Source organism: Winogradskyella flava (genome assembly GCF_014243395.1).
Lineage (GTDB): Bacteria > Bacteroidota > Bacteroidia > Flavobacteriales > Flavobacteriaceae > Winogradskyella > Winogradskyella flava.
In genome coordinates this window covers 1,186,895-1,202,412 of sequence record NZ_JACLCP010000001.1, presented here as the reverse complement: position 1 = coordinate 1,202,412, position 15,518 = coordinate 1,186,895, and the positions used below count along the sequence as shown (strand labels likewise).

Below are 15,518 nucleotides of genomic sequence, written 5' to 3'. Positions count from 1 at the left end.
ACTTTCAATTTTTATTTAGAAAACCAACCCTAAACCATACAACAAATCGTATCATAATGTTAAATATAAACTAATAACAATCTAAAATTAAAACGTCAACGTACATCTATTATTAATTGTAATCTAAATTTGTAAATAGATCTATGTCCTCAAAAAAAGCGACCTCAACGAACCTTGTCACTAATTCTAGAAATAAAACAAAAAAACTTTCCAAAGACCTTAGTCTCTTTTTTAGTAGCAAAAGTAAAATCGAGAGCCCATACAACAAAATTGTATTGTTCAGTTCTTTTTTACTTATAACAATTGGTATTTATTTCCTGTGGGTATTCCATAATGATTTTGAACAACTCAAAATTGATAAAGCCAGTACTACCATAGGCTATACGTTCATAGTTCTTGCGACGAGCTTATTTGCTTTCAAAGCCACCTTTTTTATTTACAAAGCATACAATTATTATAAATACAAACCTATCGATTCAGTTTCAGATAAAGAACTACCCACATGCACTGTAATCGTACCTGCATACAACGAAGGGAAACAAGTTTTCGATACCTTAATGAGCTTAGCTAGTAGTGACTACCCAGAACATAAATTACAGATTATCTCAATTGATGATGGCAGTAAAGACGATACTTGGGACTGGATGTTAGATGCCAAAACAAAGCTCGGCAATCGTTTGGAAATATACCAGCAACCAAAGAATAAAGGTAAGCGACATGCGCTCTATCGTGGCTTCAATATAGGTACAGGCGATGTTTATGTCACTGTAGACAGTGATTCTATCGTTACTGAGGATACATTAAGAAATCTTGTTAGTCCTTTTATAGCAGACGAAAATTGCGGAGCCGTTGCTGGTAATATTAGAGTCTTGAATAATAAGAAAGATATGCTTCCTAAAATGCTGGATGTAAGCTTTGTGATGAGTTTTGAGTTTGTACGCTCAGCAGAAAGCAATCTAAACTCAGTACTATGTACACCAGGTGCATTAGCAGCTTACAGAAGTACGGCCGTGCATAAATGTTTGCCACAATGGATCAACCAGACTTTTATGGGACAACCCTCTGATATTGGCGAAGACAGAGCCATGACCAATATGATATTAAAACAAGGGAAGCATGTACTGTTTCAAAAAAATGCTGTAGCCTATACTAATGTACCAGATCAATATTTGGGTTTGTATAAAATGTTTATTCGTTGGGGACGAAGCAATGTTAGAGAGAATCTTGAAATGGCAAAATATGTTTTCACTAATTTCAGAACCAAAGGGAAGACGGGAACTCGAATCTTATTTATAAGCCAGTTCTTGAAGATATTAATGAGTTATCCATTATTGATATCTATGTTGTTTTTTGTATTCGTTCATCCCTTATTGTTTTTAGGTTCTACCTTGGTGAGCATATTGGTGGCTTCTACATTCTCGGTATTGTTTTTTACCAGTCAATATAAAACCACGCAAGGGATTTGGGCATATTCTTATAGTATCCTTTATACTTTTGCTTTATTTTGGATAACACCTTATGCTATTGCGACGGCAAGCAGAAGAGGTTGGCTAACACGTGGTTAAAAGTACATACAATAGCAACAAATAATTATTGATTTTTCTGATTTTGGTAATGTTGATTAGAGCTCTTTATTTCAGTTAATCAAGTGCCAGACCTATATTTTTAAATAAAATAGATCTGATAAATTCTTTCTTTAGAATTTAAATTTCTGTGTATAAGAGCGTATAATTCGCTATACATTATACAATATGTGACCAGATACCATATTTTGTGTCCAAAAAATAAATAAAAAATTGTAACATTTTAATACTTTCATACGTATAATAAAAGCAGCGAGTTGCTGTTGAAATATTGCACAAATCGTAAATTAAATGAGACAACTTAAAATTACCAAGCAGGTAACCAATAGGGAAACTGCATCATTAGATAAATACCTACAAGAAATTGGTAAGGTAGATTTGATTACAGCAGACGAAGAGGTAGAATTAGCTCAACGTATTAAAGCAGGTGATCAGATAGCTTTGGAAAAGTTAACCAAGGCCAACTTACGTTTCGTAGTATCTGTAGCAAAGCAATATCAAAATCAAGGTCTAACTTTACCAGATTTAATCAATGAAGGTAATTTAGGTCTAATTAAAGCAGCGCAACGTTTTGATGAAACCCGTGGTTTTAAATTCATATCCTATGCCGTATGGTGGATTAGACAATCGATCTTACAGGCATTAGCCGAGCAATCTCGTATTGTGCGATTGCCACTAAATAAGATTGGATCTATTAATAAAATTAATAAGACCTTTGCCTTTTTAGAGCAAAGTCACGAGCGCCCGCCTTCTGCTGAAGAAATTGCAAAAGAATTGGACATGACGATTAACGATGTTAAAGAGTCTATGAAAAACTCCGGACGTCATGTATCTATGGATGCACCACTTGTTGAAGGGGAGGACTCTAATTTGTATGATGTACTGCGCAGTGGAGAGTCTCCAAATCCTGATAAAGATTTATTACATGAATCTTTACGTACAGAGATTGAACGCGCTTTAGAAACGTTAACACCTCGTGAAGCAGACGTTATTCGTTTGTATTTTGGTTTAGGAAATCAACATCCTATGACTTTAGAAGAAATTGGAGAAACGTTCGATTTAACACGTGAGCGTGTAAGACAAATTAAGGAAAAAGCGATAAGACGATTAAAACATACGTCCAGAAGCAAAATATTAAAGACATATTTAGGTTAGTTTTTCGTATATTTAACGACCAACCTAATAAAGGTAACAACAGTTACAAAACATAACTGTTCGTTTTTTGATTGATGAAAGAACCCACGGCTGATTACCGTGGGTTCACTTTTTATATAATTTTCTTTTCTTAACTTTAAGAATTAAAACTGCAAATAATTGATAAAAACTATCTGTTACATTAGCAACTTCTCTGACAATTTAACAAAAAGTGTTATCGATGATCTAATTGAAGATGTTAATATCAGTAATAATAACAATGATATTACAGGGCTACTAATTGTGAGAAATAAGCATTTCTTTCAAATTCTTGAAGGAGAAAATGATAAGATAAATAATCTCTACGATAAGATAAAACAAGACCTAAGGCATAAAAATCTATTTAAGTTATTGGATGCAAGAATTGAAGATCGGATTTTCAAAGACTACAACAGTGGAAAATTTGATATATTTCAAAGATATCAAGACCTAAAAAAGTTACATTTGTATTTTAATTGGATTAAAAATGCAAATTACCTTCCCGCAGAAGAATTAATCCATTTAACAACAAACTTTTTAAAGCACAACAAATAATGAATAATTGTTTAATTGCGCCTTCAATGCTCGCGGCCGATTTTGGAAACTTACAACGTGATACAGAACTAGTAAACAATAGTGAAGCCGATTGGTTTCATATAGATGTTATGGACGGTCATTTTGTACCAAATATATCCTATGGAATGCCAGTAATAGCAGCTATCAAAAAACATGCAACAAAACCATTGGATGTTCATCTCATGATTGAAAAACCCGAGCGGTATATCGAAGAATTTGCAAAAGTTGGTGCAGATATCATTACTGTACATTATGAATCTACTGTTCACCTTCATAGAACATTAAGACAAATTAAAGACGCTGGTTGTAAAGCAGGAATTGTTCTTAATATTACAACACCTATTAATGTTTTAGAGGATATTTTACCCGAATGCTATATGGTTCTATTGATGTCTATTAATCCTGGTTTTGGCGGTCAAAAATTTGAAGAAATAACTTATAAGCGTGTCAAGAGACTGCGACGGATGGTTAACGAACAAGGTTTGGATACTAGAATAGAGATTGACGGAGGTGTAACCGATAAAAATATTAAAAAGTTAGTAGAAGCAGGTGCAGATACTTTCGTTGCAGGAAGCCACATTTTTAAAAGTGACAATCCAACAGCGACCATAAAAAATTTATGGAACCTGGCTAATAAATAAAAAGTGCCGTATGACACTTTTCTATCTATAATTGTTTCAACAGGTAATTAATCAAATCTGTTGTAGTAACAATTCCTACAAGTATTCCATCATCTACAACAGGTAAGGCATGAAACTCCTTTGTTGCTAAAATTTGAGCTACTTCTTTTATCGAAGTATTTGAACTAACCGTGGTCACATTTTTAACCATAACTTGGTCAATGGTAAACATGTTGTAAACTAGAGTATCTACCTCACTTTCATCTTCATCTACAGCATCAGCAAAGCTGATCCTTAGTAGATCCGTATAGCTTAACATTCCAATGATAGTGTCACCTGTAACAACAGGAATATGTCTTATGCCGTAACGTTTAAATAGTAGTTCTGCGCGTTCTAGATCATCCGTTCTATTTAGCGCTATAAGATTCTTGGACATTATAGTGCTAACTGGTATTATTTGTCTCATAATAATTCGCTTTTAAATTATGTATTAAAGTTACTTTAATACAAGCTAAAATATTATGATAAAAGTCATAAAGAAATATGACTTAGGCTTTTGAGCCATAGCCGTAATTGTAACCGTAGTTGTAGCCATATCCGTAAGACTTACTAGCACCAACACTATTTACCACATAGGCTATGTTCTTAAGTTTACCTGATTCTGACAATTCTTTAGAAAAATTCAGTAAGTTCTTCTCTGTGTAGTTGGCCCTAACTAAATAGATAGTAGCATCTGCCAATTGAGAAATCAACATTGTATCGGTTACCAAAATTGTAGGTGCTGTATCCACAATTATATAATCATATTCTTGCTTAGCTTCCTCAATAAGTTTCTTAAAGCGTCCATTTGTTAATAAATGTGCTGGGTTGGGAGGAATACTTCCTGATAGAATAATATTATGATTTGGATGCTTATCAAATCCATAAATCAATGCATCTTTCCAATCATAATCAATATCATGAAGGTAATTAGATAAGCCTGGTTTATGTTTATCTTCCTGAATATGAGTATGAATTTGAGGATTTCTCAAATCCGCACCTATCAATAACACCTTTTTATTAATACTCGACAAAGCTAATGACAAATTAAGACTAACATAGGTTTTCCCTTCTCCTTTTATAGTCGAGGTACAATAAATCACCTTACCTTTTTCCCCGCCTTTAACGGGTAAAATATAATCTACATTAGAACTTAGAATCCTAAAAGATTCTGCCAAGGCTGATCTGTCATTAGGATCATTAAATATGATATTTTTTTTCTTCTTTAAATCTGGGATCTCACCAATGACCGGTATATTTGGACTTGTTTTCAAAACATCTTCCTTACCATGTACCTTAGTGTCCAACATAAATATTAAATATAATATACCAAACGGAACTAATAAGCCAAGTACTGTAGAAAGAAGATAAACACTTCTAGAGTTAGGTGAAATTGGCGCACCTCCAGAGATAGCATATTCAACAACCTTGATTGATGGCTCCGTTATAGCTAGATTAATCGCAGCCTCTTCCCTTTTTTGTAAGAGAAATATAAATAAGCTTTCTTTTATAGCTTGTTGTCGTAAAATTTCGCGAGCAGCCTTTTCTTTAGTTGGTAAGCTAAAAACTTGAGCTTTGTATCTTCTATTTTTAGCTTCCAGTTGTTTTTTAGAAGCACTTAATTGTAAGCTATAAGAGTCGATTGACTCTAAGATATTGGTCTTAATATCCTTAAGTTTAGAATTTAAAACTATAACTTGAGGGTTGTTTTCTCCAGCACTTGTCCTTAAATTATCACGCTCAAAAACTACAGTGTTATAATTATTCACCAAATCATTTATACTAGTATTGGCAAGTCCTATATTTGCTGGAAGCAATGAAGATTCAGTGTTTGACTTTTCTATGGTCTCTTTCAACAAATCTGATATTATCAACTGATTTTCAAGGTCAAATAGTTCTTTTTCAGATTGTGTACGTTGTGTTATACCTAATTCAGCATCAGACTCTACAGTAAGAAAATTATTATCTTGTTTATAGTCTTTAATTCCTGTTTCAATAGAGTCTAGCTCCTGTGTGAGCCGTATAAATCGCTCATCTATAAATTTAATAGTTCTACGAGATATATCTTGCCGGTCACTAATACCATCTTGATTGAACACATCAATCAACATATTTAAAATACGCTCATTTTTAGCTTTGCTTTGGCTTGTGTAGTTTAGTTTTAATAGATCACTATTTTTGCCAAGCATACTAACATTAATGGCCCCTTTTAAGCCTTTAGTTACACTAGTGATTGGCACAAATCTAACAATGTAGGTTTTCCCAATGATTTCATTAGATATTTTTTTTCCAGCTAGGCTAAGGTCAAAAGGGAGATTGTGATCTACTTTACTACTATTGTGGTTTTCAAAAACCAACGTTTTATTAGTACTTGATGGTGTTACATCAAAAGCATCTGGTCTTACTTCTATGGTGTATGAAGAACCTATATAAATGCTGTCATTGGCAACTTTCTTTTCAATTTTGAAAGGTAACCGATAAATTTCTGTAGTCAAAACATTCCCTTCTTCAAAGAAACGCATTGTTAGGCTTAATCTATCGACAACTTGTTCAATAATACGATAAGATTTTAGAATTTCAATTTCATTTTCTAAATTAATATTGGAGCGATTAAAAATAAAAGCAGAAGATGGCAATTCCAAACCTTTAGATTTGTTTAAAATCTTAATCTTAGCACTTGAATTATACAACTTTGGAGTATATCGCAAGTACAAGTTCGCTCCTATTAGAGCCAAAATCAAACCCAGAACGAACCAGACCCAATAACGTAAGTATTTAAGTACTCCGTTTTTGATTACCTCTCCTTGATCGGAGCGGTTTTGATATTGAGAATTTTGCTGATTACTCATTCTACCTTGTAATTAAGACTATTGTTGTTAATAGAATTGACACTACTGAAATTACGGTTCCCGTATTTCCAACAAAACCAGCACTCTTTACTTTTGGCTGATTTGGATTGACGATAATAACATCATTGGGCTTGATAAAATTATAAGGTCCATTGAGCCAATCTCCTTTTGTAAGATCTATATGTGTTATTTGACGGACACCTTGCTCGTCTCGCATTAGAATAACATCTTCTCGTTTCCCATTAATAGTCAAATCACCTGCATAACCTAATGCTTGCAATAGCGTTATATTTTGCTCAGTAAAGTTGAAAGTACCAGGCTGTTTAACTTCTCCTAAAATTGTTACTTTTGCATTAATTAATCTTACATCCACTGATGGATCCTTTAAATGTCCACCATCCTCCAAAAGCTTAATAAGATAATCTGCAAATTCTTGAGTTGTTTTGTCTTTAACCGATAGTATACCTAATATTGGAAAATTAATAGTGAAATCTTCATAAACCAAATATCCTTGTAACTGCATTAATTCAATAGTAACACCTCCAACAGTATTTGTTGTTTTGTTATAAGGAATAGCAGAACTAGGGACCAATGCTCCAACCGTAATTTTCAACACATCGTTTGGTTGAATCTTAGCATTTGTGTAGGGTACATTTTCATTGGAATATTCATCCGCATCCTGCAAGTACAATATTTCCTTTTTACTTGCACATGAAAATGCACTTATAGCACAAATTAAAATTAAAAATTTTTTAATCATTGTAATCATTTTACCAATCCCGCAAATATAAGGTCTAATACCATATGAGCAAAGTAATTATAAATAATGCAAGTTTTCACTTTGGGATTGGTTTTTCTTATTATGGCTTTAACCAATGATAAATAAAATAAAATGAATACAATAATGTTCCAGAACATAGCAAAATTATTAATTGCATATGAATATCCATATTCTTACAAGATATAGCCACCAGAATGAGAACAATATTGATAAATACTACTATTAAAGTAGTCTTTGCATGAGAGAATCCTAGACTTAAAAAACGATGGTGCAAATGGTTTTTATCTGCAACGAAAGGACTAGATCTCAGTACCACTAACCTAATGAAAAAAATACGCAGCGTATCTAGTAAAGGAAAAAACAATATAGCCAATGTTATTATTGGTGAAGAACTGCGATATACATTGCCTATTGTTGATTCTGAATTATCAATAAATCTTACTGCAAACACTGCTATAATAAACCCCAAAATCATACTTCCAGTATCACCCATGAACATCTTTTTACGTCTAGAGAAGTTTAAGAATAAAAATGGAATAATAACACCTATCACTGCAGCTGCCAAAACTACCATGCTTATATCTCCATGAACATAAAAAAGATAGAAAAATGCACAACTCGCCATTAATGCCAACATTGCCGCCAAACCGTCAATGCCGTCTATAAGATTATAAGCATTAATTATTAGCAAGTATACAAAAAGGGTGAAAATAACCGAAACCCAATAAGGCATTATGGTAATATCTAAAATACCTGACAAGCCAGAAATACGGGTATCTGTAAATATGATTAATAAAAGTGCTGCAAAAAGTTGTCCAGTAAATTTTTTGCGAGGTGAAAGTATTAAGATATCATCCTTTAAACCTAAAAAAAACAGTAGTGTGATACTTCCTAAAATAAGTAAAAGGCTCTTGGTATCCAGGAGCGCACCAACAATAGTGATTGGAACCACAATACCAATATACATACCTATACCACCTAAGTTCGGAACCTTTCCTGAGTGACTACTCCTGGAATCAGGGTCATCCATTAAATTTTTAGCTATAGCAACGTTAATAATTGCAGGGTAACTGGTAATAGATACTACAAACGCAATTACTACAGTGACTAAAGCTAGTATAGCAACATAATCTTGAGGATTAAAATTTTCAAGTAGTTCTTTTACCATAGGTATTAGTACAATTAGCTTTTTGGATAGATCAAATATGCAACAAAAAACAATGACTTCATTATTATAATCACCAAAGTTTTTAATCGATTGAGCTAAGTCAAAAATTGCTTGATTTTACTAAAATTCTTTACTATTATCGTTATCCAATTCCCTGTTTGGTTTTTCTTAATTGCCCTATAATCTTCTTTTGTTTTTTGAATAATATTCTTTAAACTCCTATTACTAGCACCACCCACTCTCATTTTAACAATAACTGTAGGCAAATAAAAAAACTTCAATTCGTTTTGTTTAAATATACGTAAAATAAAATCATAATCCGCTGCAATCTTATAGCTCAGGTCAAACCTACCACTTAAATTGTACAATTCCTTTTTTAGATATAATGTTGGATGCGCTGGCATCCAACCTTGTTTTAATAATTTGGTTTTAAAGGTTTTACTCACCCAGTTGCGTATGACTTTATTTGTATCATTCAAAGCCACATAATGTAAATTGCCATAAACACCATCAACGTTTTGCGACTTAAACACCTCAACTATTTTTTCAATTACATTAGAATCTGCCAAAAAATCATCCGAATGTACAAACCCAACAATATCTCCTGTTGACTTAGTTATGCCTTTATTAAGCGCGTCATATATCCCGGTATCTTGTTCTGAAAACACTCTAATATTGGCCCTGTTTTTTGCTAATAAATTTATTTTACTAAGCGTTCGGTCTGTAGATTTACCATCAATGATAATGTACTCGATATTCTCATGAGTCTGCATTATAACTGAATGCATACAGGTCTCAATTGTATCTTCACTATTATATGTTGCGGTAATTATCGAAACTTTCATTCGATTGGATCAAATTTTCGAAGTTTTACTTTCTCGGCTGGATTTCCACTATAAATAGTATAAGCCTCAAGATCTTTAGTTGCTGATGAACCTAAAGTTAAAACAGAATGATTTTTAAGAGTCACTCCAGGTGCAACTGTGCACTTTGCTCCAACCCAAGAGCCTTCTTTTAAGATTATAGGTGCAATCATTAAATCGAACGTTGATTTTTTGTAATTGTGATTACCACACAATAATAGAGTTCCTTGAGAAATACATACATTATCCTCTAAAATCACCTCATCTAGGTTATCAATCCATACGCCCTCACCAACCCAACAATCATTTCCGATTTTTAGCTTCCAAGGATATTTAATGTTAACTTTTGGTTTTATGACAACTCCCTTCCCAAGTTCCGCTCCAAAAAGTCTAAGCAGAAGAACTTTTAGGCCTGAAGATATGTTCCATGAAAGTTGAAAAAACAATATATTGACAAAGTACCAAACCATACGCTTAAGCTTAGAACCTGGCTTATACCAGCTATTATCATATTTAGAAAGATCGGTTTTCAACTTTTCCCCTGATTAAACTAAAAAATTTTTTGTTTCAACAAGCTATCGAAATATGCGATTGTCTTTCCCAAGCCTTCACGCAATTGTATTTTTGGCTCCCAATTATTTAGCTCTTTTTTCGCTAAACTTATATCTGGCTGACGTTGCATAGGGTCGTCTTTTGGCAAAGGTAAAAATGTAATTTCCGATTTAGAGTTAGTTAAATCAATAACTTCCTTAGCCAATTGCAGCATAGTAAACTCATTTGGATTACCTATGTTCACAGGACCAATGAAGCCATCTCTACTATTCATCATACGAATTGTACCTTCTACTAAGTCATCAACATATTGAAAACTTCTTGTCTGTTTTCCATCACCGAAAACAGTAATTGGATCTCCCTTTAATGCCTGAACAATAAAATTGGATACCACTCTACCATCTTGCGGATGCATTCGAGGACCATAAGTATTAAATATTCTAATGATTTTTATCTCTACATTGTTTTCTTTATGATAATCCATAAAAAGAGTTTCTGCGCAGCGCTTACCTTCGTCATAACAAGATCTTAATCCAATAGGGTTCACATTACCCCAATAACTTTCTGGTTGTGGATGTACGGTTGGATCCCCATATACCTCACTTGTCGATGCTTGTAAGATCTTAGCCTTGACCCGCTTTGCCAGTCCCAACATATTAATAGCTCCCATGACAGATGTTTTTACCGTCTTAATAGGATTGTATTGATAATGCACAGGTGATGCTGGACAAGCCATGTTGTAAATCTCATCTACCTCTGCCATATATGAGTTGGTTATATCATGACGCACTAATTCAAAATAGTGATGATCCATTAAATGCTCTATGTTGTTTTTAGCACCTGTAAAAAAATTATCTAAACAAATAATTTCGTTGCCTTCATTGAGCAATCGTTCACATAAATGAGATCCCACAAAACCGGCACCACCAGTAATTAAAATTCTTTTCATTATTATCTATTGTCGTTTACAGCGTTCAAAAATAACGCTTTATTTTGTTCTAATAGACTTACATTCTCTGTAAATGCCTTTGCGTATTTAAATGCCGATTTAGACCATTCATTATACGTATTCTCGTTCATCATCGAAAACAACTCAATAGCGTTTATAAAATCGGTTGAATTATTTAAAGAAATATCAAAGCCCAGATGCTTCTTTCTTAAGTTCCGCCAAGGAGTTTTATCTGAAATAACAACGGGACATCCTCTTTGCCATGATTCCATTATTACATGTCCAAAGTTTTCATGATGTGTCGGTAAAAGTAAAATGTGCTGCTCATCTAGAATAGCTGCAAGTTTATGGTTTGGCACAGCACCTAAAATAATAACTTCAATATTTTGAGATAGCTTGTCGATTTCATACTTACATTTTTTCCAGTATTTTTCTTCATCAACTGGACCGATTATTGTAAACTCGACTTTATAACTTTTATCAATTTTGGATAAATAACTAATGGCTCCGATCAAATTTTTTTTGATAGCTATTCTTGAAAGGAAAAAAATCTTAATTCGGTTTTGAACTTTCTTTTTTGGATGATATTTGGTATCTATTTTAGCTGACAGATTTGGTGCCAAAATCAGCTCCTTTCTTTTACCAAAGTGAGCTATTATCTCTTTTACTTCACTATTTGCTGTAGCGTGCCAAATTACCTTTTCATGTAATTGAAATAATCTAAACAATTTCAAAAAAACTCGTTTCTTGAATGGTTTAATGGCTAAAGCACCCTCTCCCAACATTCCTCTTGGTGCTAAAACCCGTCGCATTTTAATTTCCTTAAAAATCAATAATGGCAGCAAAGTGAACTTAAATGAAAATAACGAATTAAAGTAAACCACATCAAAATTCTGTGGTATAAAAATAGCCTTGTAAAACTTAAGGTTTTGATGTTGTTGGTCTAAGTAAATGATCTTATAGCCATCTTTTGTTAACCAGGTGTTCAATAAAGCAGTACCTAAATCAAGCCTTTCTCCCAAGTCCGTATTTGAGGTCGCTATGAATATGTCAAACTCATCCTTAAGATGATTAACCAAATTAGAAATTGATTGAATAGGACCGCCAGCTTTATAAGCTGGCAAGAACCAGTCTATGCATATTAAAACCTTAATTGTTTTTTTCATTTAATCTGCTCATCTATTAGTTTGTAAACTGACAAGTACTCATGCACAATGACCTCCTGGTGAAATCGTTTTATATTTTTTAATCCACTCTCGATAAGGCAATTCCTGTATTCTGCATTATCTATAATGTATTCCAAACCATTTCTAATTTCAGCTATGCTAAATGGATCCACTAAGCAGGCAGAATCAGAAGCTACTTCTTTCATTGCTCCAAAATTAGAAGTGATTACAGGGCGTCCTACAGCCTGAGCTTCAATTATAGGCATTCCGAAACCTTCATAAGTAGACGGGAAACATAATATATCGCATTCTATATATTTTTCTATGACTTCGAGATAATTTAAATCGTAATAATTTTTGCTACTAATATTATATTTTGAAATTAGTCCTTTTTGTGTTTTACTCAAAACACCTATAACTATTAGTTCGCAAGGCAAGCCATCTATGGCTTTAAAAATAGATTCTAAATTTTTATTTTCTTTAGTTCCCACACATAAAATTTTGGGGCATGAAGCGTTAAAGTCTTTTTGAACAAAACTCAAAGCTGGGTTTATAGGATTGTGTATTACTTTAATCTTGTGCTTTGCAAAAGGAACATATTTAATGACTTCATCTTTGGTTTGATTAGAAATTACTGTTATATACCTAACTATTAAAGCAGGCAACCAATACAGAAAAATCATTAAAAAAAAATTTTTAATTATATTATTTGAAAAGGTTGACTTAATGTCATGAACAGTTAGCAAGGTGTTTCTGCCAGTAACAAGAGCCGCATAGTTTATGTGGCCAGTGATATGGTTAATTTGGGACTTGTTGTTGCGTAAAAATTTTAAGTTAGAGATTACAGCTCTTAGACTTAAAGTAGAGTGTGGCGCTTCTACTTTTTCCACATTAATCTTCTTTGCCATTTGCGAATGTAACCCATCAAATATCTCCTCAATACTGTTAAAACCAGAGATTCTTTTTCGGTAAAATAAAGAAACCTTTTTACTCATTAGCTATGAAATATTTGTCAAAGTACTTATAGAAGATATTTCTTAGAAAAAATACAGGAATAAAATAAGTAATAAAATTACCCATAACTTTAATCATGTTAAAACTGTAGACACTTACTAAAAAATAAAAAGGCACTGTATAAATTATAGCCCAAAAAATATTAGGTGATTTAAAAATAAGTATTCTCATAGTAATCCCAAAAAGAAGGCCAAGACCTATAAGAAATGGAAACATTCCAATAGGTCCAAAGTCAATATAAGCATCTGTCATAAAACCAATACTATGCGACGCACGCCCATCATCCATTAGATTTAATCTTGTATACTTATTTGTATGATCAGAATCATCTATCAGTGGTTTATCAGGGAATAAGAGCCTGGGCTTAAAGTAAAATAAGGATGACTCCTTAAAAATTTTACCATTCTCAAATGGAATACTATTTGGAACATTTCGCAAGACAATAGAGAAAAATTCTATGTAACTCAGTCTGTCAATAAAAAACTCGGACGATATTAAAATATCATCTTTTGATAAATCTTTGAGTAATTTGAGAAGTTCTTTCGTTGCATCTGTTTTAGAGACAACTACTCTTTGGGACTTCTCACCACCTACAAGAAAATCTCTGTAATCAAACTTAACTGCTGTCCAGACTAAACCTAAGGACAGCCCCAAACTTAGCACAACTATAAACTGAACATATGATTTATAATTTATCAACTTTTTAATTGAAAACCAGCCGATTATAAGAATTAGAATTATATCTTTAAAGCCAGAAAAATAACCTGTAAACCCAACTAAAACTTCAACTAAAACAAACGCATACAATACTTTTTTTGATGAATTCAACAAATGGCAATATATAAACGTTGCTAGCAAAAAACCCCACTTTAATTTAGAAATAGCTACAATAAGAGTATTAAGACCAGACACATTACTAACAAGAACTCCCAACCCAGTTAGGACCAAACTAAAAATGATATAAACATAAAGTAGTCTATCCGGTCGATATTGTTTTGGCAATTTTTCCGTAATATCGAATGACCCAATGCGTTTCTTTAAGGGCCAATATAAACCTAAAGCAAAACATATTAAACCTATATTGCTTATGGTATTAGCAATATAAATAAACTCGACATCTTGATGAAAGCTAAATTGATGTTCTAAAGGAATATCAGTGATATTACCATAGACAATTTTAATATTTATCTGTAACCATTGATATACAAGCGCTAAAAAAATGGTTAAAAAAAATGGATTTCTCAGTTTAAAAAAAAGAAAAATAACCACACTAAGAGATAATACACTCTTCATAGTAGACATAAAGTGAGGCCCAAGTATTGCAGAGAAAAGACCCAGAAAAAAAACAACGATAATTAGTTTTTTAGCGTTTACATCCATTTTGTTTTTTTGTTTAAATCATTTAACACTCCTTCCAAGTCTTGCTTAGAAAAAAGTCTTAGACGCAATCCCTGTTTTTTTGTTGCGTTAAGCAGTTTTTTGTTCAAAATTTGATCGACATCTATATCTTTAAGATGGATATTGAATGCTTTGTTTATCTCTTGAAGGGCAGTATTATAATTATCTGTAAAGTTGTTTAAATTAAATATTATGGTGTCTTCGGGAAATTTATTATGACAATTTAAAATAGCCTTATTGTATACCACCCAAGCTTTATAAGCCTGTCTCCTTTTAATTAATATATTAATTGGATAAATTATAAAATGCTTGAGCCTTGTAAACTTGGTCATACCAATCCCATATCTTAACTTATATTTATAACGTCGTATCAAGGACATGGCTACCTCATCATAATGCCTGTACAATGCAATGTATTTAGCATTGGGCAATACACCTTTCCAAGCTTCTAAATAAAGCGTGGTTCTTGGCTCTTTCCACCCCCACAATTTGAGATCAGGTAATTCGTTTAAAAATCGTTCAATTTTCGTTTCTGTTATAGATTCAAATGCCAAACTGTCATGGATACCTTGTCCCATTCCAGTTGTATTTAGTCCTTTCATTGCAAGATCATTTTCATGAATCTCAAGAATCCTTAAATCTTCAAAGTGTCCTTTTTCATTATCGAATCGTCCTGACATTAAATCGCTCCCAATAAATAAGCCTGATTTTTGCAATAAGCTAGCACTCAGAGATGTCCCTGAACGATGCATGCCCGCAATTATAATTTGTTGTTCCATTAAAGAGA

The 15,518-nt window shown here is 32.8% G+C and carries 15 protein-coding genes; 4 read left to right on the top strand and 11 right to left on the bottom strand.

Annotated elements, in window-relative coordinates:
- The first annotated feature begins 143 nt into the window (after positions 1 to 143).
- The 4 genes from H7F21_RS05320 to rpe all read left to right on the top strand — a co-directional run bounded on the left by H7F21_RS05320 (position 144) and on the right by rpe (position 3,973).
- Entirely contained in the window at positions 144 to 1,565 is a 1,422-nt protein-coding gene (locus H7F21_RS05320; RefSeq protein ID WP_185788173.1) for a glycosyltransferase family 2 protein, read from the top strand.
- A 309-nt stretch (positions 1,566 to 1,874) separates the two neighbouring features.
- Positions 1,875 to 2,738 carry a sigma-70 family RNA polymerase sigma factor gene (locus H7F21_RS05315; RefSeq protein ID WP_094967995.1) on the top strand — a complete coding sequence of 288 codons (864 nt, stop codon included), beginning with the start codon at positions 1,875 to 1,877 and terminating at the stop codon, positions 2,736 to 2,738.
- Between the two features lie 159 nt (positions 2,739 to 2,897).
- Positions 2,898 to 3,311, top strand: coding sequence for a BLUF domain-containing protein (locus H7F21_RS05310; RefSeq protein WP_185788172.1), 414 nt, complete (start codon positions 2,898 to 2,900; stop codon positions 3,309 to 3,311).
- Positions 3,311 to 3,973, top strand: a complete 663-nt coding sequence (rpe, locus tag H7F21_RS05305; RefSeq protein WP_185788171.1) for a ribulose-phosphate 3-epimerase — start codon at positions 3,311 to 3,313, stop codon at positions 3,971 to 3,973. Before H7F21_RS05310 ends, rpe begins: the two co-directional genes overlap by 1 nt.
- 25 nt (positions 3,974 to 3,998) lie before the next feature.
- Here the strand turns inward: rpe and H7F21_RS05300 are convergent, their stop codons facing one another.
- The 11 genes from H7F21_RS05300 to H7F21_RS05250 form a co-directional block, all read right to left on the bottom strand.
- Complete coding sequence (locus tag H7F21_RS05300; RefSeq protein WP_185788170.1) at positions 3,999 to 4,418, bottom strand: CBS domain-containing protein; 420 nt, start codon at positions 4,416 to 4,418, stop codon at positions 3,999 to 4,001.
- 82 nt (positions 4,419 to 4,500) lie between these two features.
- A complete protein-coding gene (locus H7F21_RS05295; protein ID WP_185788169.1) occupies positions 4,501 to 6,840 on the bottom strand; it encodes a GumC family protein in 2,340 nt (779 codons plus the stop codon).
- A gap of 1 nt (position 6,841) precedes the next feature.
- Positions 6,842 to 7,600, bottom strand: a complete 759-nt coding sequence (locus H7F21_RS05290; protein ID WP_185788168.1) for a polysaccharide biosynthesis/export family protein — start codon at positions 7,598 to 7,600, stop codon at positions 6,842 to 6,844.
- Positions 7,601 to 7,700: 100 nt separating this feature from the next.
- Positions 7,701 to 8,789: a glycosyltransferase family 4 protein gene (locus H7F21_RS05285; RefSeq protein WP_185788167.1), complete on the bottom strand. Its 1,089-nt coding sequence runs from the start codon at positions 8,787 to 8,789 to the stop codon at positions 7,701 to 7,703.
- A 95-nt stretch (positions 8,790 to 8,884) separates the two neighbouring features.
- Entirely contained in the window at positions 8,885 to 9,634 is a 750-nt protein-coding gene (locus H7F21_RS05280) for a glycosyltransferase family 2 protein (protein WP_185788166.1), read from the bottom strand.
- Positions 9,631 to 10,185, bottom strand: coding sequence for a WcaF family extracellular polysaccharide biosynthesis acetyltransferase (locus H7F21_RS05275; RefSeq protein WP_185788165.1), 555 nt, complete (start codon positions 10,183 to 10,185; stop codon positions 9,631 to 9,633). The genes H7F21_RS05280 and H7F21_RS05275 overlap by 4 nt, the downstream gene beginning before the upstream one ends.
- Before the next feature lie 17 nt (positions 10,186 to 10,202).
- Positions 10,203 to 11,153: a UDP-glucuronic acid decarboxylase family protein gene (locus H7F21_RS05270; RefSeq protein ID WP_185788164.1), complete on the bottom strand. Its 951-nt coding sequence runs from the start codon at positions 11,151 to 11,153 to the stop codon at positions 10,203 to 10,205.
- 2 nt (positions 11,154 to 11,155) lie between these two features.
- Positions 11,156 to 12,319 carry a glycosyltransferase gene (locus H7F21_RS05265; RefSeq protein ID WP_185788163.1) on the bottom strand — a complete coding sequence of 388 codons (1,164 nt, stop codon included), beginning with the start codon at positions 12,317 to 12,319 and terminating at the stop codon, positions 11,156 to 11,158.
- A complete protein-coding gene (locus H7F21_RS05260) occupies positions 12,316 to 13,314 on the bottom strand; it encodes a glycosyltransferase family 4 protein (RefSeq protein ID WP_185788162.1) in 999 nt (332 codons plus the stop codon). The genes H7F21_RS05265 and H7F21_RS05260 overlap by 4 nt, the downstream gene beginning before the upstream one ends.
- Positions 13,307 to 14,713 carry a YjgN family protein gene (locus tag H7F21_RS05255; protein ID WP_185788161.1) on the bottom strand — a complete coding sequence of 469 codons (1,407 nt, stop codon included), beginning with the start codon at positions 14,711 to 14,713 and terminating at the stop codon, positions 13,307 to 13,309. Before H7F21_RS05255 ends, H7F21_RS05260 begins: the two co-directional genes overlap by 8 nt.
- Positions 14,704 to 15,510 carry a sulfotransferase gene (locus H7F21_RS05250; protein WP_185788160.1) on the bottom strand — a complete coding sequence of 269 codons (807 nt, stop codon included), beginning with the start codon at positions 15,508 to 15,510 and terminating at the stop codon, positions 14,704 to 14,706. The genes H7F21_RS05255 and H7F21_RS05250 overlap by 10 nt, the downstream gene beginning before the upstream one ends.
- Positions 15,511 to 15,518: the final 8 nt, after the last annotated feature.

Bases quoted from the DNA above. Each gene is read 5' to 3' on its own strand.
- H7F21_RS05270 (WP_185788164.1), bottom strand. From the start codon at position 11,153: ATGAAAAGAATTTTAATTACTGGTGGTGCCGGTTTTGTGGGATCTCAT.
- H7F21_RS05265 (WP_185788163.1), bottom strand. From the start codon at position 12,319: ATGAAAAAAACAATTAAGGTTTTAATATGCATAGACTGGTTCTTGCCA.
- H7F21_RS05290 (WP_185788168.1), bottom strand. From the start codon at position 7,600: ATGATTAAAAAATTTTTAATTTTAATTTGTGCTATAAGTGCATTTTCA.
- rpe (WP_185788171.1), top strand. From the start codon at position 3,311: ATGAATAATTGTTTAATTGCGCCTTCAATGCTCGCGGCCGATTTTGGA.
- H7F21_RS05315 (WP_094967995.1), top strand. From the start codon at position 1,875: ATGAGACAACTTAAAATTACCAAGCAGGTAACCAATAGGGAAACTGCA.
- H7F21_RS05260 (WP_185788162.1), bottom strand. From the start codon at position 13,314: ATGAGTAAAAAGGTTTCTTTATTTTACCGAAAAAGAATCTCTGGTTTT.
- H7F21_RS05300 (WP_185788170.1), bottom strand. From the start codon at position 4,418: ATGAGACAAATAATACCAGTTAGCACTATAATGTCCAAGAATCTTATA.
- H7F21_RS05285 (WP_185788167.1), bottom strand. From the start codon at position 8,789: ATGGTAAAAGAACTACTTGAAAATTTTAATCCTCAAGATTATGTTGCT.
- H7F21_RS05250 (WP_185788160.1), bottom strand. From the start codon at position 15,510: ATGGAACAACAAATTATAATTGCGGGCATGCATCGTTCAGGGACATCT.
- H7F21_RS05255 (WP_185788161.1), bottom strand. From the start codon at position 14,713: ATGGATGTAAACGCTAAAAAACTAATTATCGTTGTTTTTTTTCTGGGT.
- H7F21_RS05320 (WP_185788173.1), top strand. From the start codon at position 144: ATGTCCTCAAAAAAAGCGACCTCAACGAACCTTGTCACTAATTCTAGA.
- H7F21_RS05295 (WP_185788169.1), bottom strand. From the start codon at position 6,840: ATGAGTAATCAGCAAAATTCTCAATATCAAAACCGCTCCGATCAAGGA.
- H7F21_RS05280 (WP_185788166.1), bottom strand. From the start codon at position 9,634: ATGAAAGTTTCGATAATTACCGCAACATATAATAGTGAAGATACAATT.